Genomic DNA, 25819 nt, shown 5'->3' on the forward strand with positions numbered 1-25819 from the left:
TGTGCCAGTTAACTAAGGGTACAGCGCGCAATTTGCGGGTAAGTGGCCAAATCAGGGAATAAGGTGTTGCGCGGCTTCATTCTGCGTGCGTCAGCACCGCCGAAATCGGGGCCAGCGCCACTTTGCCAGCCCGGTCCTGCAGCCCCCACAACAGTAGCGCCGAAATGGTATCGGGCCGCATCCGGCCCAGCATGACCACCGCGCCTTCCTGCCCGGCCTTGAACGCCGCCTGATCCAGGAAACGCCGGATCACGGTGGCAGACTGGCCCTTGCTGTCAAAGTCGCGAAAGACCGGTTCGGCCGGCACCCCTTCCTTGCGCGCCAGCTTGGGCATGGTGTTCAGCCCCCGGTCCTGCGTCAGCAACCCATGGCCACTTTGCATCAGGATCGACGTCACCTGATCTGCCACCGGACGGCTTGATTGCAGACCGCCCCGGGTGCCTTCCAGCACGCCGACAACCTCTGGCAGGGTCGGCAAGACCGCGCCAAGGGTCGTCTCAGCATCGGCAGGCTGGGCACCGGCAGGCAAGTCGATCATGGCCAGTACCTCGAACCCTTCGGCGCGGTAGGTGGCAACGCGGTCAGCTGCATCGCGCAGCGTGCTGTCAACCGCAAAGCTCAACGGATAGGGAAAGCTGCGCAAGGCCGCGATCCCGGCGGTACCCGTAACCGGAGAGCTGCCATCGTCAATCAGAACGATGGACATCAGCGGCTTTCCCTCAGGATTTTCAAAGGCTTGCGCATATCGCGCGACAGGTCGCGGATCGGCGGGCGTTTCTTCCGGCGCCTCTACGACAACTTCGGCGGTGTCGCCGTCATCGACCTGCCCCAACGTCGTGCTGCTGGGGCGACGGATGGCGACCGTGCTGGTGTTGCGTTCCGTCAGGGGAACCGTTGGCTGGCCGATCGCGGGCCGCACGGCACCGCCATCGCTGTCAATTGCCACATCCGTTGCGGGACCCTCGACGGGCGCCGGAACCGGCGCAGGGGCGGTCGTGTCGGGTTGCGGGGGTTGCTCTGTCGATGGCGTGACGACACTTGGTGGATCCAGCGGCTGCACGTCCGGTGCCGGGCTCAGTGCTGCGATTTGAGTGTCCTGCAAGGGCTCGGCCGCCGGGGCCTCGGGCGCCTCAGGTGCGACGGTGACGGCGCTTTGCTCTGCCACAAGTGGCACTTCACTTTGTGCGGCTGGTGCATCCTCCGGCTCAGCCTGTGTTCCCGCGTCCGCAATCGGTGTTTGGGTGGGTGGGGTCGGTGACACCTCCTCCGGCGTTGTGGCAGGGGCATCAGCCACCTCCGGGTCAACGGGCGCGGGTGGATTTGCAGGGGCGGTTGTTATGTCCGGCACATCCTGCGCCTGCGGCACCAAGGGGGCAATGGACTGCGGTGACGGCTGTACCGGTGCCTCCGCAACCACGCCCATGTCGCTCTCTTCCGAAGCCGCGGTCGGGGTCTCCAGTTCCTCCGTACCGCCCGTCTCAGGCGCAACTGGCGGGCGGGTTGCCTCCTGATCCAGCACGATGGTGTCGCTGGCGGGTGCCTGCACCGGTGCCGTGGCCTCTGTCGGGGCCGTGACACTGGCGCTTTCCTGTGTCGGGGGCAGAACCGTCACAACGGTTTCAGGCGCTTTGTCCACACTCGGAGCCACGTCGGCGACCTGCGGTGTTACCGGCAACATCGGAGGCGGCGCCAGTGCGGAGGCCACACCAACGACAATCAGCCCCAACAGGCCGCCCCAAAGAATGCCACTCAGAAATCCGCGTGCCATATGCACTCTCCTGCTCTGCCGCCCTGTCCGCACGCCGGGGATGCGATTTGGCCCCGGTGTCCGGTCCGCTTGCGCCCCTTGACGCGCACGGTCAAGCCTGAACATGTATGGCCGTGATATACCCCGTCCTTGCGGGGTAGCTCTAGCCCTAATGCCCTGCTCTTGGACAAAGAATTGCCCCGTGTTGCTGCTTATCGATAACTACGACAGCTTTACTTACAACCTTGTACATTTCCTGGGCGATTTGGGCGCAGATGTCGCGGTACATCGCAATGATCGGCTGACTGTCGCCGATGCGCTGGCCCTGCGCCCTGCCGGTATCCTGTTGTCACCGGGCCCGTGTGATCCCGATCAGGCGGGCATCTGCCTTGAGCTGACACGTGCCGCGGCAGACGCCCACATCCCGCTCTTGGGGGTCTGTTTGGGCCACCAGACCATCGGTCAGGCCTTTGGCGGAAAGGTCGTGCGCGCAGACGACATTGTTCATGGCAAACTGGGCCAGATGCACCACGACAGCACCGGCGTTTTCGCAGGCCTGCCGTCGCCTTTTGCAGCGACGCGCTATCATTCGCTGGTGGTCGAACGGGACAGCCTGCCCGCCTGCCTCAAGATCACAGCCGCCTTGCAGAATGGTACGATCATGGGCCTGCAACATCGTGACTTGCCGATCCATGGCGTGCAGTTCCACCCGGAATCGATCCGATCAGAGCACGGGCACGCCCTGCTGCAAAACTTCCTGAACGACATGAAGGTGCCCGCATGAGCGACACGCTAAAACCCCTCATCGCCGCCGCCGCCGCAGGCCCGCTCAGCGCCGATGAGGCGCGCTTGGCCTTTGAGATCCTCTTTAACGGTGAAGCCACGCCAAGCCAGATGGGCGGCCTGCTGATGGCGCTGCGGACACGTGGCGAGACGGTCACGGAATACGCCGCTGCCGCCAGCGTCATGCGCGCCAAGTGCAATGCGGTACAGGCCCCCGACGGTGCAATGGACATCGTGGGCACCGGTGGCGACGGCAAAGGCACGCTCAACATTTCAACCGCAACTGCGTTTGTTGTGGCAGGTGCGGGCGTGGTGGTGGCCAAACACGGCAACCGCAACCTGAGCTCGAAGTCGGGCGCGGCGGATGCGCTGACCCAGATGGGTATCAACGTGATGGTGGGGGCGCGGGTTGTGGAACAGGAACTGTCAGAGGCCGGCATCGGCTTCATGATGGCTCCGATGCATCACCCGGCCATCGCCCACGTGATGCCCACCCGGTCAGAGCTTGGCACGCGCACGATCTTTAACATCCTTGGGCCCCTCACCAATCCGGCAGGTGTCAAACGCCAGCTGACCGGGGCGTTTTCGCGTGATCTGATCGTCGATATGGCGCAGACGCTCCTGACGCTGGGTTCAGACAAGGCGTGGCTGGTACATGGTTCGGACGGCACGGACGAATTGACCATCACCGGGGTCAGTTGGGTTGCCGGGCTGGCGGACGGCAACGTGCGCGAATTCGAGGTGCATCCCGAAGACGCGGGCCTGCCTGTTCACCCGTTTGAGGCCATTGTCGGTGGAACGCCAGAAGAGAACGCGCGCGATTTCAAAGCTTTGCTGGACGGCGCACCATCGGCCTACCGTGATGCGGTGCTGCTGAACGCTGCGGCGGCCCTTTTGGTGGCAGACGCCGCAAGCGACCTCAAGGCGGGGGTCGAGATGGCCCGCGAGAGCATCGATTCAGGTGCTGCCCGCGACAAGATCTCGCGCGTTGCCGAGGTCAGCCAACGCAAATGAAGCTGGACCTGTCACGGTTGGGCGACTGGGGCCAATTGCCCTTCTTTGCAAATGTTCTTCCCGGTATCGAAGACGCTTTGGACCGGGAAACCCGCGAAATCCTGCCACCGCGTGGTAGCATCTTTGCTGCATTGGAAGCGGTCTATCCGGATGATGTGCGGGTGGTCATTCTGGGCCAGGACCCCTACCCGACGCCCGGACATGCGCACGGTTTTGCGTTTTCCGCCTCAAAAGAAACGCGCCCGCTGCCTCGGTCGCTGGCAAATATTTACAAGGAAATGCGCGCGGATGTGGGGGCGGCTCCGAAAGATGCCGACCTTCGATACCTCGCGGACGAAGGCGTTCTGTTACTCAACACCATCCTGACCGTGCCTGCAGGCCAACCAAAAGGGCACGCAGCACTCGGCTGGCAGATGTTATCTACCCAAATCTTTGCACGCCTCTCGGATGGCCCACGTGCCTATTTGCTGTGGGGGGGCGTTGCACAAAAGGCCGCAGCAGCGGTCGACAGCACCCAAAATCTCAAGATCATGTCCCATCACCCCGTCGGCATGTACGGCAACCTCAATTTTGTCGGCTCCCGTCCGTTTTCGCGTACCAATGACTGGTTGCAGGCACGAGGTGAGACCGCCATAAACTGGGCCAACAAGTGAAAAGCACGTCATGACACAAACCGTTCTCGACAAGATCAAAGCCTACAAACTTGAGGAAGTGGCAGCCGACAAAGCCGCCAAGCCCCTCAGCGCGCTGGAAGCAGAGGCCCGGGCCGCACCGCCAGTGCGCCCTTTTGCAGATGCGCTGCATCTGGCCTCTCGCGAGGGGTACGGTCTGATTGCCGAAATCAAGAAAGCCAGCCCCTCCAAAGGGTTGATCCGCGCGGATTTCGATCCGGCTGGATTGGCGGCTGCCTATGCCGCCGGCGGTGCGACCTGCCTGTCCGTCCTGACCGACACGCCGAGCTTTCAGGGTGCCAAGGACTTTCTGCCTCAAGCCCGGGCTGCGTGCGACCTGCCTGTCCTGCGCAAGGATTTCATGTACGACCCCTATCAGGTGACAGAGGCCCGCGCGCTTGGCGCCGATTGTATATTGATCATCATGGCCTCGGTGTCTGACACACAGGCGCTGGAGCTTGAGGCCGCAGCATCCGAATGGGACATGGATGCGCTAATTGAGGTGCATGACGCCGAAGAACTGGAACGCGCTGGCCATCTGAAAAGTCGGATGATTGGCATAAACAATCGCAATCTCAAGACGTTCGAGACCACTCTTGATACCACACGCCAATTGTCCAAGCTGGTGCCCCATCACCGGATGATCGTATGCGAATCCGGTCTGTCCACCTCGCAGGACCTTGCGGATATGGCCCATTTCGGCGCGCGGGTCTTTCTGATCGGGGAAAGCCTGATGCGGCGGGACGATGTGGAATCAGCTACGCGCACTTTGCTGGCCAACCCGCTGACCGCAGGAGGCATGTGATGCCACTCACACATTTTGATGCCAAGGGCGACGCGGTCATGGTTGATGTCACAGACAAGGCGGTCACCGACCGTATCGCTGTCGCTGAAAATCACATTAGGATGCGGCGCGATACCTTTGATATCATTATGGAAGGTCGCGCAAAAAAGGGTGATGTACTGGGTGTGGCACGGCTTGCCGGGATCATGGCGGCAAAGCAAACGGCCAGTCTTATACCTCTGTGCCATCCGCTGCCGATCACCAAGGTGGCACTTGATTTGCACCCTGACGTCGATCTGCCCGGGATTCGCATCACCGCGACTGTCAAAACCACGGGACAGACCGGTGTTGAGATGGAGGCACTTACTGCCGCTTCAGTGGCAGCCCTGACAGTCTACGACATGACTAAGGCAGTCGATAAAGAAATGGAAATCAGTGGCTTACGGGTCATACTTAAGAACGGCGGCAAATCAGGCCGTTTTGAAGCGACGTGATTTCTGTCGCCGAGGCGCTTGAAGACGTTTTGCGCCTTGTCTCACCTCTTGATGTCGAAGAGGTCCCGTTGCGTGATGCTGCCGGCCGGGTCTTGGCACGCGATGTCCGTGCTCTGCGCACCCAGCCTCCGTTTGCCGCGTCTTCGATGGACGGCTATGCGTTGAACCGGGCCGAGGCAGAGCCTGACGCGCTTTTCAAGGTCATTGGCGAGGCAGCCGCAGGACATGGATTTGACGGATCCGTGCGCGCAGGTCAGGCGGTGCGCATTTTTACCGGCGCCCCGGTACCAGATGGCGCCGACATGGTTGTTATTCAGGAAGACGTCACCCGGCGCGGCAATCTGATAACACTGGGTCACGGCATCGACCAAAAGGACAACATCCGGCCTGCCGGTGGTGATTTCAGCGCTGGCGACCCGTTTACGGCACCGGCTGTACTGCGCCCGTCTGATGTCGCTCTGCTGGCGGCCATGAACGTCGACAAGGTACCCGTCACGCACAAACCCGTGGTCGCCATCCTTGCGACCGGTGATGAACTGGTACAACCCGGCGAAACACCGGGCCCGGACCAGATTATCGCCTCAAACAGCTATGGCCTGGCCGCGATGTGCGAAGAAACAGGCGCCGCGGTGCGACTGCTTCCTGTTGCCCGGGACAATGCCGCTTCGCTCACTCAGGCGTTCACGCTGGCGCGAGACACGGATCTGATCCTGACCATCGGCGGCGCCTCTGTCGGAGATCACGATCTGGTTGGACAGGTAGCAGGCGATCTGGGGCTGGAGCAATCGTTCTACAAAGTTGCGATGCGGCCGGGAAAACCCCTGATGGCCGGGCGATTGGGGGACGCCGCGATGATCGGCCTGCCGGGCAATCCTGTGTCGGCCATGGTTTGTGGCGCAATCTTTGTCACCCCCGTCTTGCGCCGGATGTTGGGACTTGAGCAACTGCACACGCCCACCAAAACCGCCGTGCTGGCCGATCCCCTGCCCGCCAATGGTCCGCGCGCCCACTACATGCGCGCACGCCTGACAGATGGCCAAATCCGTGCCGCAACCCGTCAGGACAGTTCCCTGCTGACAGTGCTTGCCTCTGCGAACGCGCTGTTGATCCGTCCGCCCGATGATCCCGCCCGGGCCAAGGGCGATGTCGTGACCTATATGGCTCTTTGAAAGAGTTGACACAAAACGGGAACATCTCTAGAACAAACGCAAACAAATGTTCTGAGAGGCCACCCCATGCTGACCAAGAAACAACTCGATCTGCTCGCGTTTATCCACAAGCGGGTGCAACGTGACGGGGTGCCGCCAAGCTTTGATGAAATGAAGCTGGCGCTGGATTTACGTTCCAAATCAGGCATACATCGTCTGATCACGGCTCTGGAAGAACGCGGGTTCATCCGCCGACTGGCACACCGTGCACGCGCGATCGAAGTGGTCAAGCTGCCTGAAAGCCTTGGCGGTGCGCCCAGCATGGGATTTACGCCCCGCGTGATTGACGGGGACCGGCCTGACACGCCGCCACCTGCCGCCGCCATGACGCCGCAAACGGGCGGCGCCATCGAACTGCCAGTCATGGGAAAAATCGCTGCCGGTGTCCCGATCGAAGCCATCAGTGAGGCGTCGCACAGCGTCAGTGTACCCGGCGGGATGATTGCCGGTTCCGGTGAACACTATGCGCTTGAGGTCAAGGGCGATTCGATGATCGACGCCGGGATCAACGATGGTGATGTCGTGGTGATCCGCGAAACCTCTGTTGCCGACAATGGTGACATTGTGGTGGCCCTCGTCGAGGATAGCGAAGCGACCCTGAAACGGTTCAAGCGCAGCGGGACGTCCATTGCGCTGGAAGCCGCAAATCCGGCTTATGAGACCCGGGTGTTGCCCTCCGACAAGGTGAAGGTTCAGGGCCGGCTGGTCGGATTGATCCGCACATATTGAGCCAAGGTCAGGGGCCGTTTTTGCCCCGGCCAGTGTGTCCACAAACGCTCTCCCGCGAGATCGCGTGCTGTAACCATGCGCCACCCGTCAGCATCAGACGAAAGCGCTACCGACCCGGTTTCTTTGAGTGTCTGTGGATCGAACGTCAGACAGGCCGCCGCCTTGTTCGGCGGCACCACGACAGATGTCACAACCACCTGCCCCGCAGTGCACCCATCAAAAGCTGCCACAGCGCGTTTGCCAGAGAGGTGGATCACGCGCCCATCTGCCCAACGCGCCGCTGCCTCTTCCTGACGAACGCCATCGCCATCATTTTCCAGCCAGTTCCGGGCCACGAATCCAGTTGATTTTTCTCTGCTCAGCGCCCGGCCATTTGCTGTCATGACGCCTACGAGGGTCCCCTGATCTGCAATCAACACTTCAGGGCGTCCGACCCCTTGCCAAAGCAGAAAGGCCAACGCCATTGTCGGCACCCCAAGCAGTCTTAGTCGGCCCTGCCAAAGCACAAGGACCAGAAATCCAAGACAAATCAGCGGTAAAACCCAACCGCCCGGCCCCGGCACATACCCCCGCGCGCCATCAACTGCGGCAACCGTATCAGCAACGCCCAGTATCCAGTGCAGGCCCCATCCCATTACCTGTAGCGGGATGACTTCCAATCCAAATGGAGCTACCACCGCTGCCAGCACCGCGGCGGGTATCACCAGCAGCCCCATCAACGGAACGGACAACAGATTTGCAATCAGCCCATAGTGCGCGATCGCGTTGAAATGCGCCGCTGCCACCGGTGCGGTCGCGATGCCCGCGACTGCCGAAGATATGATGGTTGCCAATACGGGTCTCAGCCAGCGCGGAATATGAGCCACCTCGAGATCGCGCAGCCAGCCAAAGACAGCGACAAGTGCCGTCGTTGCAGCAAAGGACATCTGAAACCCCGGACCCAGAAGGCTTTCTGGCCGCAAAACCAGAACAATCGTCGCCGCAACCGCAACCGCTCTGAGCGAAATGGCCCGCCGACCGATCAGCAAGGCGGCCAGGGCAACGGTAACCATGATGTACGCGCGTTCCGTCGCCACGTTCCCACCGGACAAGGCAAGATAGCCGGTCGCGGCGATCAGCGCGCCGATGGCGGCAATCCCCTTGGTCGGCCAATGCAATGCCGTGAAGGGATGAGAAGCCAAAATTAACCGCAGGGCGGCCAGCACCACCGCACTCAGCAGTCCCATATGCAAACCTGATATGGCCAGAAGATGCGCGAGGTTGCTCGCGCGCAGATCATCAAGCGCGTTTTGAGAGATCCCGCTGCGGTCGCCCGTGGTAATGGCGGCAGCAAAGCCACCGACGTCGCCACACAAGATCGTCTGGATGTGTGCGGAAATCGTCATTCGGATACGAAAGACCATCAGTTCTGCATGGGCCTCTTGCACCGGTTCGGCGACCAACAGGGGCACACGGGTATATCCGACAGCCCCCAGTCGCGCAAACCAGGCATGACGTTGAAAATCGAAACCGCCGGGTTCAACCGGTCCCGCAGGCGGGGACAGATGGGCCGTCGTCATGACCCTTAGCCCCGGTTTCGGATTGGTATCCATTGCCGCGTCGCCGTGCAGGGAAATGCGGACCCTTTCAGGCGATCTGTGCGCCGGAACCCTGTCGAGCCGGACTTGATCAAGTGTCAGCCGCACCGCATCGGACTGGCTGCGGTCAATGGCGACAATGCGACCGTCCACGGCGCCGTAGTATCGCCATTCAAGCACAGGTCCGCCCACATGATGCGCACGCGCACCTGCCAGCAGAAACCCGACCAGGACAAGCGCAAGTCCCGTAACAAACGGCCTGACACTTTCGCGGCAGATGCGCGTGCCCGAAAGCAATATACCGCCCCCAAGGATCACCACGAGATAATGCAGGGTGCCGGGTTCGGTGCGCAGGGAAAAATAGGCCCCGATTCCTAGGGCGAGGCAAACCGGAACCCAACCGATCATTGCGCCCCGCTGCGCCAGCAGCGTCGCTTCGATCAGCGTCGCATACCGTCTGAGACTTTCCACATCGGCCCCGCAATCTGGCACTCATATCCAGAGCGGCAGCTTAAGAGGCCTTGGTTATCAAATGGTAAACGACATCAGTCTGCAGTGCACTGCAATGACGTGCTGCAAGGCAGCATTTGCAAGGGCCGGGGAGCACACCAGCAGGCTGCCGCCAATGCCGTGAGGGGACCCCACCAGGCGGGTCTTGGCACCCGACAAAGACTGCATGGCGCATTAACGTGATGTAATCCAATTCAGAAACCGACTTCTGTAGCCCTGGGTAAGCGCGTTGCGACCGTTTGTTGTCTGCAAATCCCCCCCATGGTTCGCCCGCGTGGAATTGACGCCGCAAATGCAAAATGATAGCTCTGCGGCCAAGAGCCGTGACAGGCCCTGCGGCAGCGAAAATCAAGGTGCTGATCGGAATGTCACGCTTCTTAACGGGCCTCACCTTTGCGGCCTTGGCAGGGCGCAAGGTGACAGCGTCGACTTTGGGCCCGCGGTTCAGTCTGAACCCGGTCATCCCCTGCCCGATCAACCGTGTTGCGTTCGACACTTCGGCGGCTTCAGCCCGTCTGAACGCGGTACGAAAAACCAGTGGTTCGGCTGAACGGGCCGCAGGAAAAGCGGGAACAGCCCGCGTAAACATAGAGGGAAGGGACATCATGGCCGACAGCACGAAATCCGCAACACTTACAATCGGTGGCAAAAGCTACGAGCTGCCTATTCATGCGCCCACAGCCGGTCCGGATGTGATCGATATTCGCAAGCTTTACGGGCAGGCGGATGTCTTTACCTATGACCCCGGCTTTACCTCGACGGCGGCCTGCGACAGCACGATTACCTTTATCGACGGTGAAGAAGGCGTATTGCTGCATCGGGGGTATTCTATCGGCGATCTTGCCAGCAAATCGCACTATCTCGAAGTCTGCTATTTGCTGCTGTACGGGGAGCTGCCATCCCCCAAGAAGTTGGAAGATTTTGAAAGCCTGGTGACCAATCACACCATGCTGCACGAACAGATGATCAATTTCTTCCGTGGGTTCCGGCGTGACGCGCACCCAATGGCGATCATGACCGGTGTGGTTGGTGCGATGTCTGCGTTCTATCACGACAGCACCGATATTTCTGACCCGCATCAGCGCGAGGTCGCAACCATCCGCCTGATCGCCAAGATGCCCACGATCGCAGCGATGGCTTACAAGTATACAATCGGTCAGCCGTTCGTGTATCCGCGCAACGATCTCGATTATGCTTCGAATTTCCTGCGGATGTGCTTTGCCGTACCGGCAGAGGATTATGTGGTCGATCCGATCCTGAGCCGCGCGATGGACCGGATCTTTACCCTGCATGCCGATCATGAGCAGAACGCATCGACATCAACGGTACGCCTCGCGTCGTCGTCAGGTGCTAACCCGTTTGCCTGTATCGCGGCGGGAATTGCCTGCCTGTGGGGTCCCGCCCATGGCGGCGCAAACCAGGCCTGTCTTGAGATGCTCAAAGAGATCGGCACCCCGGATCGCATCCCTGAGTTCATTGCCCGCGCCAAGGACAAGAACGACCCCTTCCGGCTGATGGGCTTTGGTCACCGGGTCTACAAGAATTTTGACCCCCGAGCGACAGTGATGAAAGAAAGCGCCGACGAAGTGCTTGAGCTTCTGGGCGTTGACAACAATCCCATCTTGCAGGTCGCCAAGGAGCTTGAAAAAGAAGCGCTGAGCGATCCGTATTTTGCAGACAAGAAGCTGTTTCCGAACGTGGACTTCTATTCGGGCATTATCCTCGAGGCGATGGGCTTTCCCACGTCGATGTTCACGCCAATTTTTGCGCTGGCCCGGACGGTCGGATGGATTTCCCAGTGGAAAGAGCAGATCAGCGATCCGCAGCTCAAGATCGGCCGGCCTCGGCAGCTTTACCTGGGTGAAACACAGCGGGATTATGTTGATATCGAAAACCGCTGATATACTTGCGAAAAATCATTCTAAACGCCCCGCACTGCCGGGGCGTTTTTCGTTGCCGTGACGAAAACTGAAAATTCGATTCGCATTCAGCTCTTCCCCACGTCGCTCACCAATAGAGGTGTCTGCAGCCAATTGTTTCAACTTGAGGTTTCCAACTCTGGCCTGCGGTAGCCGAAAACATGGCGAAAGTGGGGCATTGTTTCTATGAAATTGACAATGATCGCGCTTTTCTTGACCTGCGCGCGCCGCGCCCGGTACGGTCATCGTAATGTACCATCTTAAGGGTTGTGAACGTGTTACTATTGATTTCTTTAGCTCTACCACTTGCGCTTGTCGGGTTCGTTCTGGACGACGACGATGATGAAAACGGCAACGACATGCCCGCCGCCGATCAGGAAGGCACCATGGGTGACGACAGCATGATCGGCACCGATGGCGATGAATTGCTGCGCGGCAATGGCGGCGATGACATCCTTCAGGGACTTGACGGTAATGACACGCTCTTTGGCAACTCAGGCGAAGATGTTCTGGTTGGCGATAGCGGCGAGGATATGCTGTGCTCGGGCACCGGGGATGACTTTGTGACCGGCAACTTCGGTGAAGACACGATCGAGGGCCAGGGTGGCAATGACTGGGTCAGCGGTGATTACAGCAACGATCTGGTCTACGGCAACGAAGGCGACGACACGGTCATGGGCGGTCGCGGTCAGGACGTGCTGGGTGGTGGCGACGGAAACGACGTTCTGTATGGCGGAATTCTGGCGGGTCTGCCCCTGAGCACTGATCAGTTGGTGGATCTTTCTGACGGCGCTTCGCTGGCCGATGTGCTGGCTGCAGAAGGGCAAGCCCTGAACATGCGCGACGACGAGCGTCAGGACGAAGTCTATGGCGGCAACGGGGACGACACGCTGTTCCTTGGCGGTATGGATAATGGTTATGGCGGTTTTGGCGCCGATACCTTTAACATCATGGCGGATCACGCCGGGCCACCCATGAATGTTGCCACGATCGCGGACTTCAACGCGCAGCAGGACAGCATCGGTGTGGTGTTGAACAACGGTGCAGACGCCGAGATCACCGTCGCTGACGATGGCGAAGATGCGGTTATCTTGGCAGATGGCCTGGTCATCGCTGTCGTGACGGGCGGTGCCGGCACTGTGTCTGCTGACGACATTGCGATCATGAACGAAACGTCAGCCGCGAATATGCTGGACCCACACGCAGCGGTCGCTTGATCGCTGCGCTTTTTATTTGACGAGTATTGCTGCGCCCTATGGCTTGGGCGCGGCACCCCAAAAACATTTTTGACGTAAGTGAGTTTGTTCGCATGGGCAAAAAACCAACACACGGCGCCTCGGGCGCAGATTGGCATAACGCCAAAGGCCTGCTGACCCACACCACATCGCGTGATGAAGGCCTGCAATGTGCCCTGGTGCCCGATGCGCGCCACGACAGTGATCAGATCGCGGTGGTGTACGACAAGGGCGACACACCGCCCGAGATAACGATCAGAGCGGTTTCAGGCTCTGTTCACACGGTCATGGCTGATGGCATTGCCGTTGCCGTTGTCGCCAGTGCCAGCGGTCCTGCCCCATCGGCAGACGACGTGCTGCTGGTCGAACGGTCGCGCTAAGCGGAGACGCTTAGCGCCCTTCGAATGACGCGGCGCGCTTTTCGGTAAAGGCCAACACACCCTCTTTGAAGTCGCGTGATTTTCCGCATTTGCCTTGCTCGCGGGCCTCAAAGGCGAGTTGCTCTTCCAACGTGTTGTTCCACGATCCCCGAATGACCTCCTTGGCGGCGGCGTAACTGGCGGTCGGGCCTTTTGCCAGATGTGCTGCCTTTGCGCGCCAGTGCGCGTCAAAATCAGCGTCTGACACGGCTTGCCAAATCATGCCCCATTCATCGGCCTGCCGGGCGCTGATCTTGTCGGCAAAAAGGGCCGCACCCATGGCCTTTGCGGTTCCCATCGTGCGGGGCAGAACATAGGTGCCGCCGGCATCGGGTATCAGACCAATGCGACTGAACGCCTGCATGAAATAGGCACTGTCGGCTGCGAAAACCACATCACAGGCCAGCGCCAGATTGGCACCAGCCCCTGCAGCCGGGCCATTTACCGCTGCTACTGTTGGCACCGGGCAATTCACGATGGCACGCAGCATTGGTTGGTATTCATCGCGCAAGGTGCGCTCAAGATCGACGCTGGCCGCAGTCGCGCGGTCCCCAAGGTCCTGACCCGAGCAAAAGGCGCGCCCTGCCCCGGTCAGCACCACAACACGGGCTTCCTTGCCGCCCTGGGTCACCGCATGGGCCAGTTCCGCGCGCATCTGGGTTGTCAGCGCGTTCATCTTGTCCGCTCGGTTCAGGGTAATCACCGCAACGCCGTCCGTCACGTCATAGAGAATGGTCTGATATTCCATGGGTGTGCTTCCTTGCGTCCGTTCAGCTTGGGACAAGACATATCAAAGTCACGCGCACGGGCCAGCAAAACCGCACGTCAGCGATTGAGAATGTCCCTGAGCCGCGCTTCTTCCTCGGCCGACAGCGGCGCTTCGGCCTGACGGGAGGCTTTGGAGCGGCCTCGCAGATAGACAAACCCCATGCCCCCTGCCAACAGCAGCATCAGCGGCCCGGCGCCCCACAGCAGCCAGTTGGCCCCCCGCATGTCCGGGTTCAGCAGCACATATTCGCCATACCGATCGACAATAAAATCTATCGCTTCGGCATCACTGTCGCCTTCCACCAGCCGCTCGCGCAACAGGATACGCAAGTCGCGGGCAAGGCTGGCGTTGCTCTCGTCAATGCTTTCGTTCCGGCAGACCAGACAGCGCAGGCCCTTGCTAAGCTCGCGCGCACGTTCTTCCAGCACGGGATCATCCAGAACCTCGTCCGGTTGCACGGCCAAAAGCGGGGTGGCCAGCAACATCAAGACAAGGATCAAACGTTTCATTCCGCCGGCACCGCCTGCGCGCGGGTCTTGCGGGCACCCGCCGCAACACGGAAACGGCGGTCTGTCAGGCTGAGCACGCCGCCAAGGGCCATCAGCGCACAGCCGATCCAGATCCAGTTGGTCATCGGCTTGATGTAGGTCCGCACCGTCCAGCCGCCGCCCTGTTGCTGATCACCGATCACGACGTAGACATCACGCGCGAGGTTGTAGTCGATGGCCGCCTCAGTCGTGGGCATCTGCGCGACTGGATAGAACCGCTTTTCCGGCTTCAACTCTGCAATGACCGATCCCCCTTGCGACAAGGTGATATCGGCCATCGTGGACAGGTAATTAGGCCCCTGCACTTCCTGCACATCATTCAGGGTCAGCGTGTATCCTGCGACGTCAAAGGGCGCATCGATCTGCGCAACGCGGATGTCATCCACAGCCCAGGCGGTCAGGCCAGCAACCCCGGCCATGGTCACACCCAACCCGGCATGGGCCGTCGCCTTGCCCCAGTCGGCCCGTGGCAGGCGCCCCACGCGGCGCCAGTCCCATGCCGCCCGCTGCGCCAGTTCCACCACGACACCAGCCACCAGCCATGCGCCAAGGAACATGCCCATCGGCCCCAGCAGGCTGCGGCCCGACTGCATGGCGTAGGCCAGCCCTGCGACCGCCAGTGCCAGCACGAAGGCATAGCGCAACGGCCAGGCGGCGCGCATAATTCGCGCGCGCTTCCAGGGCATGGTCGATCCGATGGGCAGGATCAGTCCCAGGGCGACCATAAAGGGCGTAAACGCTGCGTTGAAAAAAGGAGGTCCGACGCTGAGTTTGCGATCAAAAAACATCTCGGCGACCAGCGGCCACATGGTTCCAACAAATACCACAAAGCACGCCACGGCGAGCAACAGGTTGTTCACCAGCAAAGCGGATTCGCGACTGACCAGCCCAAAGACACCGCGTGCCTCCATCGCGCCTGCGCGCAGGGTGAACAGGATCAGCGCGCCGCCCATAAAGAAGGCAAGGATCATCAGGATGAAAACGCCGCGTTCAGGATCATTGGCAAAGGCATGCACGGACGTCAGCAAGCCGGACCGCACGATAAAGGTGCCGATCAGCGAAAATCCGAAGGCGAGGATCGCCAGCAGGATAGTCCAGCTTTTGAGGCTCTCTCGTTTTTCGACCACGATGGCGCTGTGCAACAGGGCTGCGGCCAGAAGCCACGGCATGAAACTTGCATTCTCAACCGGGTCCCAAAACCAGAAACCGCCCCAGCCCAGTTCATAGTACGCCCACCAGGACCCCAGCGCTATGCCGATGGTCAGGAAGACCCAGGCAGCCAAAGTCCACGGCCGGACCCAGCGCCCCCAGGCGGCATCCACGCGCCCTTCGATCAGGGCCGCAACCGCAAAGCTGAACGCCATGCTGAGACCCACATAACCCAGGTACAGAAAGGGCGGGTGGAAGGCCAAACCGGGATCTTGCAAAAGCGGGTTCAGATCACGCCCGTCAAAGGGCGGGATCGCCATGCGATCAAACGGGTTGGACGTAAAGAGAATGAACGCAAAGAAGGCAACGGCGATGGCGGATTGCACAGACAGCACCCGAGCGCGCAAAGTAGGCGGCAGATTACCGCCAAACCACGCGGCCATCGCACCGAAAAGCGTGACAATCAGCACCCACAGCAGCATCGACCCTTCGTGGTTTCCCCACGTGCCGCTGATTTTGTAAAGCATCGGCTTGGCCGAATGGCTGTTGGCCACGACCAATGCGAGCGAGAAATCAGAACGGATAAACGCATACATCAGCGCGCCGAAGGCCAGCGCCGTCAGCGCAAATTGCGCACCAGCCGCAGGTTCGGCAACCGCCATCCAGCCCGGCCACCGCTTGTGCGCACCAATCAGCGGCACCAGCATCTGCACAATGGCAACGCCGAAGGCCAGGATTAGGGCGAAATGTCCAATCTCAGTGATCATGGCTTGGACTATAGGGGGCTAAGCGCCCCCTTGCCATGCCTTGAAATCACAATTCGGTGGCTCAGGCTGCGGCCCGTCGCCACGCCTCAAGTGCCGGATTGTCGTTGGGCAACAGGGCAGCCATCGTCAGCCGCGCATCATCGCCGGTATCGGCGGCCTTCACGCTGTCAAAACGCAACGCGCGGATCGCCTTGATGTTGTGCAGCACCTGCGGCACATGCGCCATAGTGCCGACGATTTCGCGCTGGAATTTCTGCGCCTTGATCTGATGACGCGCGCCAAAGTAAAAACTGACAATGACACCCAGCAACCACCACATCGGTTCGGGAACCAGTGCAATCCCCTGCATCCGCTCCGAAAACCACAGCGGGTTGACCATTGCCGAGATGAACAGACCCAGCGTACCTAATGCCAGCATCGGCCTCGGCAAACGGTTGAGCCCATCAACAAAGCGGTCAAAATAGCCCTGACGCGCCACGGCAAATTCCGCCCCGAATTGGGTCATGGCCTGGCGCTGAATACCCGCACTGCGCACTGCCCCGGCTTCGGTGTTCTCGCGAAAAATCTCGACGGTTTCCCGCACCACGTTTCTGTCGCTGCCAAACAGCAGCCCGAACATTTTGTCGATCATCCCCATTCCGAAACCCTTTCCCGAAACGCTGCCGTGCTCAGATGGTATGGTTTTGAGATGAATTCCTCGGCCCGTTTGATCCACCCGCCTTTGCCCCCTGCCCGGTTGCGCGCATATTTGCGGCTGGCGGGGCGTCTGTCGGCCAGCCGGAAGTAGTAGTTCCGCCGCGCGATCCCATACGCGTCAACAAAATGCGCCGGGGCGGTTCGCATCGCGGCTCGTACCGCTGCCAGACTTTGCGGGCCCAGGGATCCATCAACCGCAATCTCGAAATCCATTTGCCGCAATAGCCGCTGAAGGATCCGCACCGCATTGCTGCCTGCGTTGACATACATGTCAAATACGCTTGGTTGCAGCCTATCGGGAAGTTCCGCGATGCGAGGTTTTTCAAAGTAATGAATGATGAAGATATCCGTGGCCTGCGCGCGGGTCAGACGGCGCACATCATCCACCTCAACCCGTCCGTCACCGGTCAGATCCAAACCCAGTCGTCGCATCGTATGAATGGTGACGCCGTAATTCGTCGCCCCGCCGGGATCATCGGGATCGTTTACGAATCCGCCCTCTCGCGCCACAATGTCCGTGGCGATCTCTTTGACCGTCTGCATAGCAATTGTTCCTCACGATTTCTGTGAGGCATGAGGTCAGAAATGGGTTAACTTCCAGGTGCGGCAGCGTGCGCTGTCAGCTGTCAGCTGTCAGGCTCTTGATAGACACCCTGCGCCTTGAGCGCGTCCACCACTTCGGACGGCATGTATGTTTCATCGTGTTTTGCAAGTATTTCAGTGGCTTCAAAGACGCCGTTGATATAGCGTCCCGTTCCCACCATGCCCTGATTTTCCTCAAAAAGATCAGGCAAAACACCGGTAAAAGTCACCGGCACTGAAGCACCGCCATCGGTTACGCTGAATCGCACTGTTTCACTTTCGCCGCGCACGAGGGAGCCTTCTTCCACCAGCCCGCCGATGCGAAACACTTCGGTTTCGGCGGGGGGTTCGGCCACGATCTGGGACGGTGCGCGGAAAAAGTTGATGCCATCGCGCAAAGCATAGCCGATCAGCACGGTAGAGAGTGTCAATGCAACAACCGCTACCGCGATGATCTGGATACGTCTTTGTTTCTTCAGGCTTTTCATGTCACTCTACGACTGGCTTAGGGAAACAGCGGGGCCATCATCAGCCCTTGCGTCTCAGGTAAACCTAACATCAGATTGGCGTTCTGCAATGCCTGGCCACTTGAACCTTTGGTTAGGTTGTCCAATGCGGCAGTGACAATGGTACGCCCTTCGATACGGTCCGCAGACACACCAATATGGCAAAAATTCGATCCGCGCACGTGCCGGGTGCTTGGGGTTTCACCAAAGGGCAGAACTTCAAGAAAGACTTCATGCTCATAGTCCTTTTCAAGAGCATTATGAACAGCTTGCGCATCACCTTTCACGTAACAGGTCGCCAGAATACCCCGGTTGGCTGGGATCAAATGGGGGGTAAACTGGACCTTCACGGCGCGGCCAGCCAGCGCCGAAAATTCCTGATCAAACTCACCCAGATGGCGGTGTGTGCCGCCAATGGCATAGGCGTGATACCCCTCCGACAACTCCGCATGCAGCAGGTTTTCCTTCAGCGCGCGCCCCGCGCCGGATACGGCGCATTTAAGGTCGAGGATGATATCATCGAGGTCAATTATCCCCTGTGCAATCAACGGCCTTAGCGCAAATTGCCCTGTCGCCGCATTGCAGCCCGTTCCGGCCACCAGCCGTGCGGTGGTGATTTCGTTGCGGTAGAACTCAGTCAGGCCGTAAACGGCCTCTTTCTGCTGCTTCAAGGCGGTGTGAGGGTTGCCATACCATGTTTCGTAGTCCGCGGGGTCGCGTAACCGAAAGTCGGCAGAAAGATCAACGATCTTAAGGGTTTCCGGCAATTTCGAGATGACCTCTTGCGAGGTTTTGTGGGGCAGCGCGCAAAAGCACAGGTCGATCGCAGAAAAATCGATCTGGTCCATTTTGACCAGATCGGGCAAATCAAGATGGCGCAGGTGGGGAAAGACCTGCGACAGGCGTTGGCCAGCTTTAGAGTTACCCCCTAACGCCTTGATTTTCATGCCAGGATGTTCAGATATCAACCGGATAAGCTCGGCCCCGGTGTAGCCCGAGGCGCCAAGGATGGCGATGTTTTTGGTCATGTCGGTATTCCGTCGGTATGACGTCGGTATAACGTCGGTATTTTTCAGATTCAGGCGGCAGCAAAGTCGATCTGTCGTCGGAGAAACTGGGTCGCACGGGAGCTGACGCGGGCAGGATCACCTGTCGTCAGATACGCTGTTTCACCGGTGCCTGCCATGTTCGGATGCCGCTCAAGATAGTCGGCTAGGCTGTCCGCCACGAGATTGGCCTGCGAAAAAACAGAGACGTCTTTACCCAGTGCGGTCTGGAACGCCTCCTGCATCAGCGGGTAATGTGTGCAGCCAAGAATTGCGGCCTCAGGTTCGGGCATCTTGCGCTTGAGCGCATCAACATGGCTGCGCACCAGCGCTTCGGCGAGGATGAAATCCCCGTCTTCGATGGCATCGACGACGCCGCCACAGGCCTGCGCTTCGACGTCCACCCCGATGGCCCGAAATGCCAGTTCGCGCTGAAACGCACGGCTTGCGACTGTGGCAGGCGTGGCAAAGAGAGCCACGTGTTTCAGCGCCACTTCGCGCGGGGGCGAATTGTCGCCCCACTGCCGTTCGGTCATCGCCTCGATCAGGGGCACAAAAACACCCAACACCCGCTTGTCCTGAGGCACCCAGCTTTCCTGCATGCGCCGAAGCGCAGCAGCAGAAGCGGTGTTGCAGGCCAGAATCACCAGATCACAGCCAGCATCAAACAGTCGCTGTGTTGCGGCAACAGTCAGATCGTAGATATTGTCTGCTGTACGCACGCCGTAAGGTGCATTGGCGCTGTCTGCGAGGTAGACAAATTCGACGTCAGGCAACCGCTGCTGAACGGCATCAAGTACCGTCAGCCCGCCCAGACCTGAATCGAATATTCCAACCGCCATTTGTCCCGCACTCAGTTGTTGGCACGATGCCTTTACTCAAACTCGAACCCCAGTTCGGACGCGCCGATGGGGTTCGGGGACAACTCATAGGTGGCTTTTCGCAGGAAATCCATCATCCCTTTTGCATCTCCCGAAAGCGGGTCCAGAAGGTCACGGGTGAGCGGACTGCCGATGCTAACACGGACGGCTGTATCGACGCGCTTGTTGAATTCCTTGATCAACAGACCCATGCGCAGGGTGGCATGCAGATGGCTGGCAATCTGGAACAAGCGGCTGGTATGGCCATGAAAATAGACCGGCAGCACGGTTGCACGCGATTTGGCGATCATGCGGGCCGTAAAGCTGCGCCAGGCAGGGTCAAGGGGATATGACAGGGGGCGGGCCGCCGTGCTGACTGTACCACCCGGAAAGACACCAATTGCCCCGCCCTGCGCCAGATAGGACAAAGCCCGTTTGCGGGTGACAAGATTTGCCGCGATGGCGTCGCGGCTGCCGTCAAAGGAGATGGGCAGCAGATGATTGTTGAGATCCGGGGCACGGGCAAAAACCGCGTTGGCCATGATCCGAAAATCGTCGCGGATTTGACCCATCATGTGCCCGAGCATAAGCCCATCAAGTATCCCGTAGGGATGATTTGCGATCAGAATGATCGGCCCGGACCTTGGCAGATTGTCCAGGCTGCCCTGCACAATGTCGAGCGATAGGCCGTACCGCTCTGCCATCACATCGAAGAATCCGCGTCCCATTGCAATGTCGCACTGATAACCAGCCGCTCGCCTCAGCACGGCCCGGCGGCCAGTGCTGTTTTCCAGCAGGCGGATCATGGTGCGCCCCCCTTTTGTTTGGGCGGACCAGGCATAGCTGAGATCCCGAACGGACAGGTTTCTGGAGGGGTCCATATTGCGTTTTCCCGTGCTGTCTGCAAAACCGCCTAGCACGCCAATGCGACAGTTAGGTTACGCTTATTCCGCGGCCTTGCGGGTTTCCGCCCCGCCTGCTCTGATCACGCTCAGCAATTCCTCGCGGCGTTTTGCGGCCTTTGCCTCATTCTCTTGTTTGACCGGGCCGAACCCCTTGATCTGCAGCGGCAATGCGGCAAGCGCCACCACTGCTGCACGGGTCTGGTCATCCAGCTTTGGCAAGACTTCGGTCATGTCGGCGCGATATTGTTTGATCAGCGACCGCTCCATCCGGCGCTCAGCGGTGTAGCCAAACACATCAAGCGGAGTGCCGCGCAGCTTCTTCAAGCGGGCGAGCAGGCGCATCGGTGTCTCGAGCCATTCGCCGAATTCCCGCTTGGCCGGGCGTCCGTTTGGCCCCTGGCGCGACAGGATCGGTGGCGCAAGGTGGAAGGTCATTTTCAGATCCCCATCAAATTCGGCCTTTGCCTTGTCGCGTGTCGACAACAACAGGCGGGCAACTTCGTATTCGTCCTTGTAGGCCAATAGTTTATGGTACCCTTTTGCCACGGCCTCTTTCACCTCTGGGTCGGTGATACCGTCAAGCATCCGCATGTAGCGTTTGGCCAATCGCTTGCTTTGATAATCCGCCAGATGCGCCGCGCGGAACGCGATTTTGTCATCCAGAGTTTTGGGCAGATTAATCACCTTGGTTTCGAGAACCTTGGCCGCGTCTTGCGGGTGCTCGACCGCCCAACGCCCCAGTTCAAACGCGCGCAAATTCCGTTCAACCGCCGCACCATTGAGGCGGATCGCCTCTTGCAGCGCCTCCAGCGTCAGGGGCAACAGCCCGCGTTGCCAGGCCGCACCCAACATCATCATGTTGGAAAAGATGGAATCGCCCAGCGTTGCCTTGGCCAGATCGGAGGCATCGAACATGGCGACCGCATCTTTCAGCCGTGCCTCTAGTGCCAGTGAAAGGCGGTCATAGGGCATCTGAAAGTCTGTATTGCGGGTAAAATCGCCGGTGATGATTTCGTGGCTGTTGACCACGGCGCCGGTCCGACCCGCCTTCGTCAGGCCCAGGGTTTTGTGACCGGCAGAAACCACCAGATCGCCACCAATCAGCGCGTCTGCCTCACCTGTGGCAACACGAATGGCCGAGATGTCCTCGGGCTGGTTCGCAATGCGGCAGTGGATGTGGACGGCGCCGCCTTTTTGGGCAAGACCGGCCATTTCCATCATGCCAGCACCCTTACCATCCAGATGCGCCGCCTGCGCCAGAAGCGCACCGATTGTCACGACCCCGGTGCCGCCGACCCCGGTAATCACGACGTTGTGGGTCCCTTTGATGACTGGCAGATCAGGTTCGGCAAGATCGGGTATCGTGATGTTTGTCGTCGGGTCCTTGCGGATTTGCGCACCCTGAAGTGTCACAAAGGACGGACAAAAACCGTTGACGCAGGAAAAGTCCTTGTTGCAGGAGGACTGATCAATGGCGCGCTTGCGGCCAAGTTCGGTTTCCTTGGGCACGATGGACACGCAATTGGATTGCACTCCGCAATCGCCGCAGCCTTCGCAAATTTCTTCGTTGATGAAGACCCGTTTGTCAGGATCCGGGAATAGGCCCCGCTTGCGGCGGCGGCGCTTTTCGGCAGCGCAGGTCTGGATGTATACAATAGCCGATACACCTTCGACGGTCTCAAGGCGCTTCTGAACATCCATCAGTTCCGCGCGTTCGTGAATGTCGACACCTTTGAGCGCGTCAAAGTTCACATCTTCCTTATCATCGTAGACGACCGAGAGATGCTTGACCCCCATCGCTTTGAGTTCGGCGACGATCCGTTCCGGGCTCAGATCGCCCTCGTTACCCTGCCCGCCGGTCATGGCAACGGCGTCGTTGTAGAGGATCTTGTAGGTGATGTTGGTGCCTGCCGCCAATGCGGCGCGGATGGCCTGAACGCCTGAGTGGTTGTAGGTGCCATCGCCGAGGTTCTGGAACACATGGGCGCGGTTGGAAAACGGCGCCTCGCCGATCCAGTTGGCGCCTTCGCCGCCCATATGGGTGTATCCGAGCGTTTCGCGGTCCATCCATTGGACCATGAAATGACAGCCGATACCGGCGTAGGCGCGTGCGCCCTCGGGCACTTTGGTTGAGGTGTTGTGCGGGCAGCCTGAACAGAAGTATGGCAACCGCGCGGCGATATCTTCTGCGTTATCAGCGCGTTGCGCTTCATCCAGCGCCTCAAGACCGGCACGGATTCCATCGGTTTCGCGGCCTTCCTCCAGCAGGATGCCACCCAGTTTCTCGGCGATGAGGACCGGGTTGAGGTCGCCGCGCGTCGGGAACAGTTCCTCGCCGTGCTCCAGCCCCGCACCGCCGCCCTTGTACCAGCCATAGACGCGGCGGTGGGTGTCAGAAAAGAGCGCTTCTTTGATCTGCACTTCGATCAGCTTGCGTTTTTCTTCTATCACAACAACCAGATCGAGGCCCTCGGCCCAGTCATGGAACCCGCGCATGTCCAGGGGGAAGGTCTGGCCAACCTTGTAGGTTGTGATGCCAAGGCGCTCGGCTTCGTTTTCGTCGATGTTCAGAAGCGAAAGCGCGTGCTGCAGGTCCAGCCAGTTTTTTCCCGCCGCGACAAAGCCAATCTTAGCGCCGCGCCTGCCCCAGATACGCTTGTCCATTTTGTTGGCATGGCTGAAGGCCTCGGCCGCAAAGCGCTTGTAGTCGATCAGGCGGGCTTCTTGTTGGTGGCGGTCATCGACCAGCCGGATGTTGAGCCCGCCCTGGGGCATGTCAAAGTCAGGCGTGACAAGCTGCATCCGGTTAGGATCGCCATCCACAACGCTCGTGACCTCGATCGTGTCTTTCATCGTCTTGAGGCCCACCCAGACGCCCGCGAACCGTGAAAGCGCCCAGCCATAGATGCCGTAATCAAGGATTTCCTGCACACCTGCCGGGGACACGACCGGCATATAGGCATCGACCAGAGCCCATTCGGATTGGTGCAGCACGGTAGAGGATTCCCCGGTGTGGTCGTCCCCCATTGCCATCAGAACTCCACCCTGCGCGGAGGTGCCTGCCATGTTCGCGTGACGCATGACATCGCCCGAACGGTCCACGCCGGGGCCCTTGCCATACCACAGGCCAAAGACGCCGTCATACTTGCCTTCGCCGCGCAGCTCAGCCTGCTGGCTGCCCCACAGGGCAGTCGCGGCAAGATCCTCGTTCAGGCCGGGCTGGAATGTAACGTTGTGCTGCGCAAGCTGTTTTTCCGCGCGGCTCATTTGCAGGTCGACCGCGCCCAGGGGGGAGCCGCGGTAGCCGGTGACGTACCCTGCCGTGTTCGCCCCTGCGGCCTTGTCGCGTGCAGATTGCATCATCATCAATCGCACAAGTGCCTGCGTGCCGTTCAACAGCACCGGGCTTTTGTCCAGATCGAACCTGTCGTTCAGAGAAATCTTCTGCGTCGTCATGGCGGGCCTCCCTCAAGACATAGATAAGGTGTCTTGGCTTGAGTATATAGGTCATTAATGCTGACCTGTATAGAGGATAGCGCGGATGGCGTCCGCGCCCAATTGGTCAGCTGCTGCGAGACTATCAATTTTTCCTGTCTTCTTGGTGCTGCCAGATCCAATGCACCTGCGGGTTTCTGTCCCTGCACGTCCGAAATACGCGTCCAATTCCGGCGGTTGACTGGCATCTGCGTCCCGCGTGGCAGGGACCTTGGTCAGCGCGTCCGACCTGATCTCCCCTTTATTTCCGCGCCAGATACGATAGGACCATGACAACCAGAGAAAGACCTTGCGATGGATTGGGACAAACTCAGAATATTTCACGCTGTGGCCGACGCGGGCAGCCTTACGCATGCGGGCGACAAGCTGAACCTCAGCCAATCTGCGGTCAGCCGCCAGATCCGGGGGCTGGAGGAGCAACTGAACACCAACCTCTTTCACCGCCACGCCCGCGGGCTGATCCTGACCGAACAGGGTGAGCTATTGTTCGACGCCACAACAGCCATGACAAAACGTCTTGATGCCGCAGCCGCGCGCATTCGGGACAGCGAAGAAGAGGTATTCGGTGAGTTGCGCGTCACCACAACGACCGGGTTCGGCACGCTGTGGCTGGCGCCGCGTCTGCCCAAGCTTTATGAGAAGTACCCCGACCTCAAGGTCGATCTGATGCTTGAAGAGCGCGTGCTGGATCTGCCGATGCGCGAAGCGGACGTGGCAATCCGCATGAAGGAGCCCAGTCAGGCGGATTTGATCCGCAAGCGTCTGATGACGGTGCGCATGTCGCTTTATGCAACAGAAAAATATCTGGCGGAAAATGGCACCCCTCAGCGGATGGAGGACATGTCAACGCATCGGTTGATCTGCCAGAACATTGATAGCGATCAGGTCAGTGCGGGCGTGACGATGGTTCAGCAGTTGATGCTGAACGATGTGCGGTCCTTGTTGACGGTGAATAACTATTTCGGTGTTTTACAAGGGGTTTTGCACGATTTGGGCATCGGGGTCTTACCGGATTATGTGGTACAGGATTTCCCCGATCTGGTGCAGGTTCTGCCCGATGCTGAGTCGGCAGATGTGCCCGTTTTTCTGGCCTATCCGGAAGAATTGCGTCAATCCAAGCGTGTCTCTGCCTTCAAGGACTTTGTTCAGGACGAGATAATTACGTATCGCAAGCAGTTGCGGGAAAAGGAAAAAGGCTGAGGTATGCGTAGAACGCATAGCGGGCATGTCCTGATACAACCCTGTTTTTTCTTGATCGGGGCCAGCGCGGTTCCTAAGTGAAGTTCATGAAGACTGGTGGCCTCACGGCCGACCGCTTCATACCTCCCTGTTGGACTTGGCCGAGCTTCGTGCTCGGCCTTTTTTTGCGCTTTACTCGGCAGCTTTGGTCCGTCGGAAATTAGCCA

Annotated in this window: 23 protein-coding genes; 11 read left to right on the forward strand and 12 right to left on the reverse strand. The window is 59.5% G+C overall.

The window, feature by feature from the left end; all coding sequences use genetic code 11:
* Nucleotides 1-76: 76 nt before the first annotated feature.
* Nucleotides 77-1768 carry a divergent polysaccharide deacetylase family protein gene (locus tag H9Q16_RS06040; protein WP_246455483.1) on the reverse strand — a complete coding sequence of 564 codons (1692 nt, stop codon included), beginning with the start codon at nucleotides 1766-1768 and terminating at the stop codon, nucleotides 77-79.
* A 181-nt stretch (nucleotides 1769-1949) separates the two neighbouring features.
* Here H9Q16_RS06040 and H9Q16_RS06045 point away from each other — a divergent pair, with 181 nt between their 5' ends.
* From H9Q16_RS06045 to lexA, 7 genes are all read left to right on the forward strand, one after another.
* Nucleotides 1950-2531: a glutamine amidotransferase-related protein gene (locus H9Q16_RS06045; RefSeq protein WP_191074437.1), complete on the forward strand. Its 582-nt coding sequence runs from the start codon at nucleotides 1950-1952 to the stop codon at nucleotides 2529-2531.
* On the forward strand, nucleotides 2528-3544 hold the full coding sequence (gene trpD, locus H9Q16_RS06050; protein WP_191074438.1) for an anthranilate phosphoribosyltransferase: 1017 nt from the start codon (nucleotides 2528-2530) through the stop codon (nucleotides 3542-3544). The genes H9Q16_RS06045 and trpD overlap by 4 nt, the downstream gene beginning before the upstream one ends.
* A complete protein-coding gene (locus tag H9Q16_RS06055) occupies nucleotides 3541-4197 on the forward strand; it encodes a uracil-DNA glycosylase (protein ID WP_191074439.1) in 657 nt (218 codons plus the stop codon). Before trpD ends, H9Q16_RS06055 begins: the two co-directional genes overlap by 4 nt.
* A gap of 10 nt (nucleotides 4198-4207) precedes the next feature.
* Nucleotides 4208-5020 (forward strand): indole-3-glycerol phosphate synthase TrpC, encoded by an 813-nt coding sequence (gene trpC / locus H9Q16_RS06060; RefSeq protein ID WP_191074440.1) that lies wholly within the window; start codon nucleotides 4208-4210, stop codon nucleotides 5018-5020.
* Nucleotides 5020-5493, forward strand: coding sequence for a cyclic pyranopterin monophosphate synthase MoaC (gene moaC, locus H9Q16_RS06065; RefSeq protein ID WP_191074441.1), 474 nt, complete (start codon nucleotides 5020-5022; stop codon nucleotides 5491-5493). The genes trpC and moaC overlap by 1 nt, the downstream gene beginning before the upstream one ends.
* Nucleotides 5490-6662, forward strand: coding sequence for a molybdopterin-binding protein (locus H9Q16_RS06070; protein WP_191074442.1), 1173 nt, complete (start codon nucleotides 5490-5492; stop codon nucleotides 6660-6662). Before moaC ends, H9Q16_RS06070 begins: the two co-directional genes overlap by 4 nt.
* Nucleotides 6663-6728: 66 nt before the next feature.
* Entirely contained in the window at nucleotides 6729-7430 is a 702-nt protein-coding gene (gene lexA, locus H9Q16_RS06075) for a transcriptional repressor LexA (protein ID WP_191074443.1), read from the forward strand.
* On the opposite strand, the gene H9Q16_RS06080 is transcribed toward lexA, so the two are convergent.
* Complete coding sequence (locus H9Q16_RS06080) at nucleotides 7394-9415, reverse strand: ComEC/Rec2 family competence protein (RefSeq protein WP_191075173.1); 2022 nt, start codon at nucleotides 9413-9415, stop codon at nucleotides 7394-7396. The two genes, lexA and H9Q16_RS06080, sit on opposite strands and share 37 nt — an antisense overlap.
* 707 nt (nucleotides 9416-10122) lie before the next feature.
* Here H9Q16_RS06080 and H9Q16_RS06085 point away from each other — a divergent pair.
* The 3 genes from H9Q16_RS06085 (at nucleotide 10123) to H9Q16_RS06100 (ending at nucleotide 13051) form a co-directional block, all read left to right on the forward strand.
* Complete coding sequence (locus H9Q16_RS06085; RefSeq protein WP_191075174.1) at nucleotides 10123-11418, forward strand: citrate synthase; 1296 nt, start codon at nucleotides 10123-10125, stop codon at nucleotides 11416-11418.
* Nucleotides 11419-11711: 293 nt separating this feature from the next.
* The gene (locus H9Q16_RS06095) at nucleotides 11712-12653 is read left to right on the forward strand and encodes a hypothetical protein (protein ID WP_191074445.1); all 942 of its coding nucleotides are present in this window, start codon (nucleotides 11712-11714) and stop codon (nucleotides 12651-12653) included.
* 92 nt (nucleotides 12654-12745) lie between these two features.
* Nucleotides 12746-13051 (forward strand): hypothetical protein, encoded by a 306-nt coding sequence (locus tag H9Q16_RS06100; RefSeq protein ID WP_191075230.1) that lies wholly within the window; start codon nucleotides 12746-12748, stop codon nucleotides 13049-13051.
* Between the two features lie 10 nt (nucleotides 13052-13061).
* Here H9Q16_RS06100 and H9Q16_RS06105 read toward each other — a convergent pair whose 3' ends face one another.
* The 10 genes from H9Q16_RS06105 to H9Q16_RS06150 form a co-directional block, all read right to left on the reverse strand.
* Nucleotides 13062-13838, reverse strand: a complete 777-nt coding sequence (locus tag H9Q16_RS06105) for an enoyl-CoA hydratase-related protein (RefSeq protein ID WP_191074446.1) — start codon at nucleotides 13836-13838, stop codon at nucleotides 13062-13064.
* Nucleotides 13839-13915: 77 nt separating this feature from the next.
* Nucleotides 13916-14368 carry a cytochrome c-type biogenesis protein gene (locus tag H9Q16_RS06110; protein ID WP_191074447.1) on the reverse strand — a complete coding sequence of 151 codons (453 nt, stop codon included), beginning with the start codon at nucleotides 14366-14368 and terminating at the stop codon, nucleotides 13916-13918.
* Complete coding sequence (locus H9Q16_RS06115) at nucleotides 14365-16323, reverse strand: heme lyase CcmF/NrfE family subunit (protein WP_191074448.1); 1959 nt, start codon at nucleotides 16321-16323, stop codon at nucleotides 14365-14367. The genes H9Q16_RS06110 and H9Q16_RS06115 overlap by 4 nt, the downstream gene beginning before the upstream one ends.
* Before the next feature lie 61 nt (nucleotides 16324-16384).
* Nucleotides 16385-16960, reverse strand: coding sequence for a holin family protein (locus tag H9Q16_RS06120; RefSeq protein WP_191074449.1), 576 nt, complete (start codon nucleotides 16958-16960; stop codon nucleotides 16385-16387).
* On the reverse strand, nucleotides 16951-17562 hold the full coding sequence (locus H9Q16_RS06125) for a holin-associated N-acetylmuramidase (protein WP_191074450.1): 612 nt from the start codon (nucleotides 17560-17562) through the stop codon (nucleotides 16951-16953). Before H9Q16_RS06125 ends, H9Q16_RS06120 begins: the two co-directional genes overlap by 10 nt.
* A gap of 83 nt (nucleotides 17563-17645) precedes the next feature.
* Nucleotides 17646-18089, reverse strand: coding sequence for a cytochrome c maturation protein CcmE (gene ccmE / locus H9Q16_RS06130; RefSeq protein WP_191074451.1), 444 nt, complete (start codon nucleotides 18087-18089; stop codon nucleotides 17646-17648).
* Between the two features lie 17 nt (nucleotides 18090-18106).
* Nucleotides 18107-19135: an N-acetyl-gamma-glutamyl-phosphate reductase gene (gene argC, locus H9Q16_RS06135; RefSeq protein ID WP_191074452.1), complete on the reverse strand. Its 1029-nt coding sequence runs from the start codon at nucleotides 19133-19135 to the stop codon at nucleotides 18107-18109.
* Nucleotides 19136-19185: 50 nt separating this feature from the next.
* Nucleotides 19186-19995 (reverse strand): glutamate racemase, encoded by an 810-nt coding sequence (murI, locus tag H9Q16_RS06140; RefSeq protein ID WP_191074453.1) that lies wholly within the window; start codon nucleotides 19993-19995, stop codon nucleotides 19186-19188.
* 32 nt (nucleotides 19996-20027) lie between these two features.
* Nucleotides 20028-20894 (reverse strand): lysophospholipid acyltransferase family protein, encoded by an 867-nt coding sequence (locus tag H9Q16_RS06145; protein ID WP_191074454.1) that lies wholly within the window; start codon nucleotides 20892-20894, stop codon nucleotides 20028-20030.
* 63 nt (nucleotides 20895-20957) lie between these two features.
* The gene (locus H9Q16_RS06150) at nucleotides 20958-24374 is read right to left on the reverse strand and encodes an indolepyruvate ferredoxin oxidoreductase family protein (protein ID WP_191074455.1); all 3417 of its coding nucleotides are present in this window, start codon (nucleotides 24372-24374) and stop codon (nucleotides 20958-20960) included.
* A 333-nt stretch (nucleotides 24375-24707) separates the two neighbouring features.
* On the opposite strand from H9Q16_RS06150, the gene H9Q16_RS06155 reads away from it, so the two are divergent.
* Complete coding sequence (locus tag H9Q16_RS06155; RefSeq protein WP_191074456.1) at nucleotides 24708-25613, forward strand: LysR family transcriptional regulator; 906 nt, start codon at nucleotides 24708-24710, stop codon at nucleotides 25611-25613.
* The last annotated feature ends 206 nt before the right edge of the window (nucleotides 25614-25819 follow it).

The organism is Sulfitobacter aestuariivivens, from assembly GCF_014763045.1.
Taxonomy (GTDB): domain Bacteria; phylum Pseudomonadota; class Alphaproteobacteria; order Rhodobacterales; family Rhodobacteraceae; genus Sulfitobacter; species Sulfitobacter aestuariivivens.